The organism is Oleiagrimonas sp. (assembly GCF_027858935.1).
Classification (GTDB): domain Bacteria; phylum Pseudomonadota; class Gammaproteobacteria; order Xanthomonadales; family Rhodanobacteraceae; genus Oleiagrimonas.
The window spans coordinates 1-4,378 of record NZ_JAQIBU010000329.1 but is presented as its reverse complement, the minus strand read 5'-3'; the positions used below and the strand labels follow the sequence as shown (position 1 = coordinate 4,378).

Genomic DNA, 4,378 nt, shown 5'->3' with positions numbered 1-4,378 from the left:
AAAGCCCCAAAACACCGCAAATACCGAATATAAAAAGACCACCCGACATGTGCGAAACGCACATTACACACAAATGAATGGATGGCTATTTGTAATCGACTTGTTCAGACCTTCCTTAGGGGCACTGCGACGCGTCGCCAGTAAACAAGAGAGACTTGGTGAGTGATCCATTCTTGCCGCGTCAGAAGGCCCCGTAGGATTTTCCCGACGCCATAAAAAGGCATGAACTGACGCCATCCGGCGAATTTTTGGGCGCAACCATGCGCGCGAAGGTGTCGGAAAATTGTAGTCAAATGGATGGGCTTGTGTCTGTAAGGTCAGCCCCTTTTACTGTCGTCGCACGCGGGTAGCTGCTAATCTTCTAAGCAACAGATAAGCAGCAGAAAGTTAGAAAAAGGGGAATCATATGGCCATGGAAACATGTCGGGAGTGCGGCGAGTCTGTAAGCAGCAGCGCAAAAACATGTCCACACTGCGGCGCCGCGAATCCGAATGGTCATATGGGTACTGGCCTAAAGGTGGTGCTGTGGGTCGTCGGAATCATTGTTCTCGCTGTCATCATTTTCATCGTGGCCGGTATCAGTGTTGGCAAGCATGCAGAGTCTCAGAGGGAGTCCGCCGTCAGCTCCGATCTCATGTCACTCGGCCTCACAATGACCAGCTACGACGTCTTCGAGTACAACCAGTCGCATGCTACCGGCATGTTCTATACATGTGGGTCGGCAGACTGGAAAGATGCCTCCGGTAACACTGGCACAATGGCGTTTGCCATAGAGCAAGACAGGCAAGGTGGCTCAATCACAGCGCATGCCATCGATAGCAAGAACGCGGCTTTAGCTCGCAAGTACGACGCAATCAACACTGTCGGTTGCAATTGGCATCAATAACAGCAAGGGTTACGCGTTGTTGGTAGCAACGCGCAAATTGTCTAACCTGACGCTCAAGCCGACGCCTCACCGCTACGAGGTTCGCCTCGGCTTAGCTCTGCGTTACAGGGGGAAAGATGAGCAAACGACTGATAGCACTATGTGCAGCGATCTTTCTGGCTGGTTGCGCAACGCACGCGCCGAGACCAAACCAAGTCAAACCCGTTCCAGCTAGCCGCATCCTTGCGTTTCAGTCACCCGACGATGGAAATGCAACCATCATCGTGACGCGGGACGTTGGGTTTGCCGGAAGTGGATGCTTTGCAGGGTTGTATCTAGACGGCAAGTTGGTCGCCAAGATGGATACAGGCGAGCGGGTGGCGCTACATGTGCCGTCAGGCCACCACATCATAGGGACATGGAACGTAGGAAAGGCATTCTGCGGCTACCGTGAAGGCAAGGATAGGCGCGAGACTAATGCCGACCTGAAGCCGACCGAAACCCGAAAGTACCGCATCCTGATTGGTTCGGCTGGCGTGGAAATTGAGCCCACTACACTTTAGCAATGAAAATTATGGGACCGAATTGATGTGGGGGCATATATGGGGGCATTTTCTGTATTTCCTGTTTAAATATCCATAAATAACGGTGATTTACTGTTATTTTGTGATGCCCTTCTTCGTACCAACGATAGAATCGGGAATGTCCAATGGACACCCGAAGGTTCCATGAAACCCGCAGCCTTGCGGGTTTTTTTGTATCGACCCCGGTCAGACCATCGCGACGGACCAATCGTGCGTTTTGCGTGCGGCGGCTATTGCAAAAGAGGTCGCCGAAGGCATGATGGGAACACGACGCACGTATCTGTCCGGCCACACGGCCGATCTCAGCATTGGCGCGAGCAGCTTCGGCAGGCGCCAGCAATGACTGTACCCGTGCCTGGAGTCATGCACATTGACCCGATCGTCGATCCCTCCCGATACGAGAGCCCAACGACGTTATCGGGCGTTCATGAGCTACAGCCACCAGGATGCGCGGTGGGCCGCCTGGCTGCACCGCAAGCTGGAGTCCTACCGGGTCCCCCGTCGGCTGCGCCAGACCGACGGCAGATTCGGAATCATCCCCGAGCGTCTGCATCCCATCTTTCGTGATCGCGAGGAACTGGCCAGCAGCGGCGCGCTCGGCGACCGGCTGCGCGAGGCCCTGACCGACTCCGACGCCCTGATCGTGGTGTGCTCACCCGACGCGGCGCGCTCGCGCTGGGTCAATGCCGAGGTGGAAAGTTTCATGAGCCTCGGGCGCGGCGACCGGATCTATTGCCTGATCGTGGATGGCGAGCCGAACGCGGGTGATGCTCGCGAATGTTTTCCTCCCGCGTTGCGGTACATGGCCGATTCCGGTGAAACCGACGTCCACGATCCGATCGAACCCATCGCCGCGGACCTGCGTCCTGGCAAGGACGGTCGCAAGCTTGCACTGCTGAAAATTGTTGCGGGACTGATCGGCACCGATCTCGACAGCCTGCGCAATCGGGAAGCCCAACGGCACCACCGCCGCATGCTGGGCGCCGTGGTCGCGTCATTGTGCGGGATGGTCCTGGCGATGGGCCTTGCAACTACCGCGTGGATCGCGCGCAACGACGCGCAGCGACGCCAGGAACAGGCGCAGGACCTGATCGTCTTCATGCTTGGAAACCTGCATGACAAACTTGAAAAAGTCGGAAGGCTCGACCTTCTGGACAGTCTGGGCGGCAAGGCGATCAATTACCTTACGCACCTCAATCCACGCGACCTCAACGACACCACGCTCAAACAGCTGGTCCTTGCCGAGACCCAGCTTGGCCAGGTGCGGCTGGACCAGGGGCGCTACGCGGATGCGCTGTCGAGTTTCCGTGGAGGCTATGAACGCAGCCGTGCGCTGGCGCACCGACATCCCACCGATGGCAGTCTCCTGTTCGACCGCGGCCAGGCTGAATTCTGGATCGGATACGTCTACTGGCAAAGCCGCCAACTGGACAAGGCCCGTGCATGGCTTACCCGCTACCGCGACACCAGTAGGACGGTGTATGCGATGAATCCCGCGCGGGCCGACTGGAAGCATGAGCTCGCATATGGTGACCACAATCTCGCAGCCGTTGAACTGGAGCTCGGGCAACTCCAGCAGGCCGCAAAAAGCTTTTCAGCGGCACACCGGATCCTTGCCTCGCTTCAGGCCCGCACTCCTGCGGACACGCAACTGCGCTTCGAGGTGGCCGACGAAGCTTCCTGGCAAGGCAGCGTCCAGGAGCAATACGGCCACATTGACCAGGCCGAGAAGGCCATGGCAAGCAAAACCCGGGTGATGGCAGACATCGTCGCCCGACATCCGGACGATCCGAACTGGAAACTGAAATGGTCGACAGCACAACTGCAGCAGGCCGGTCTGCTCCGGGTCCTTGGTCGCTATGCGCAATCCGAATCCGTTGCCGATGAGACCGTTGCACGCATGCAGACACTGGTCATGCATGACCCGACCAACAAGGACTGGAGCCAGGCCTATCTTCATGCGCTCATCGAGCGGGCAGCTGCGCGTCTGGGCTCAGATAACGTGGCGGGCGCGCGCTCCGATCTTGCGCTTGCCGAACCACTGATCGTTCAGGCGATGAAGCTCCGGGCCCGCAACCGGCTCGTTCGCCGGCACATCCAGTCCGCGAGCCAACTCGATCTGATCCTGGCCATGCGTGAGAACGACCCAAGGGCTGCCCGTGCCGCATCCAGAAGGCTGATGTCGTTGTATCGCAAGGACGATTCATCACAACCATCCGAAGACCTCGGTCGCGAAGCGTCAAGCGAAGTTCTTGCCGGCATGGTCGATCAAACCGATGGCCGGCTGGATGCCGCACGCGCGCATTTCGACGCGGCCCAACGCCTGCTCCGACCCACCGCGCAGCACTCCAGCTACTGGCGGATCCTGGATCCATGGGTTCGCGTGTGCCTGCTGACCGGACACCCCCGGGAGGCACAACAGGCCCGCGCGCGGCTTGCACGTAGCGGTTACGTTCCGCTGTATCCGTGGCCGCAGGCAAAGCCAGTTCAATCGACCCGCGGCCTGGACACATGATCCCTGCCTGCAGTCCCCGATGCTCTCATCCCCCGCGTTCGCCGACGCGCGCGGGGAAATCCGAAACCATCGTCGCCGGCCCGACCCGCTGCATCCAAGGATGACGGCGAACCCCTGCTGGGAGTTGATCATGAATGAACGATTCCGTATCCGTTCCAAGAGTTTGAAACTCGATGTCAACGCGAACCATGACTGCGATCGGACAACACGCCGAGACCGCGGTGGCAGAACCCTGCGGCCGGTTCTGGTCCTGCTCGCAACCCTGCTGTGCGCCACGTTCGCGGCCCTGGCATGGGCAGGAAACGGTCCGGCAAGCCCCAACATCAACCTTGATGTACACAACCATGCCTCCAATGGATCGGATGGCTACACCAACACCACCGCCTCCAACGGTGCCACCTACAGCTATCGGTA

General features: G+C 58.7%; 4 protein-coding genes. All 4 read left to right on the top strand.

Features of this window, described 5'->3' with window-relative positions; translation table 11 throughout:
• Window positions 1-406: 406 nt before the first annotated feature.
• Window positions 407-886 carry a zinc ribbon domain-containing protein gene (locus PF446_RS12465; protein WP_298072079.1) on the top strand — a complete coding sequence of 160 codons (480 nt, stop codon included), beginning with the start codon at window positions 407-409 and terminating at the stop codon, window positions 884-886.
• A 116-nt stretch (window positions 887-1,002) separates the two neighbouring features.
• Window positions 1,003-1,428, top strand: a complete 426-nt coding sequence (locus PF446_RS12460; protein ID WP_298072076.1) for a hypothetical protein — start codon at window positions 1,003-1,005, stop codon at window positions 1,426-1,428.
• A gap of 448 nt (window positions 1,429-1,876) precedes the next feature.
• The gene (locus PF446_RS12455; RefSeq protein ID WP_298072074.1) at window positions 1,877-3,964 is read left to right on the top strand and encodes a toll/interleukin-1 receptor domain-containing protein; all 2,088 of its coding nucleotides are present in this window, start codon (window positions 1,877-1,879) and stop codon (window positions 3,962-3,964) included.
• 130 nt (window positions 3,965-4,094) lie between these two features.
• The coding region (locus tag PF446_RS12450) for a hypothetical protein (RefSeq protein WP_298072073.1) at window positions 4,095-4,378 on the top strand (284 nt) is incomplete at its 3' end.

Coding starts and splice junctions, on each gene's coding strand:
- PF446_RS12460 (WP_298072076.1), top strand. CDS start 1,003: ATGAGCAAACGACTGATAGCACTATGTGCAGCGATCTTTCTGGCTGGT.
- PF446_RS12455 (WP_298072074.1), top strand. CDS start 1,877: ATGAGCTACAGCCACCAGGATGCGCGGTGGGCCGCCTGGCTGCACCGC.
- PF446_RS12465 (WP_298072079.1), top strand. CDS start 407: ATGGCCATGGAAACATGTCGGGAGTGCGGCGAGTCTGTAAGCAGCAGC.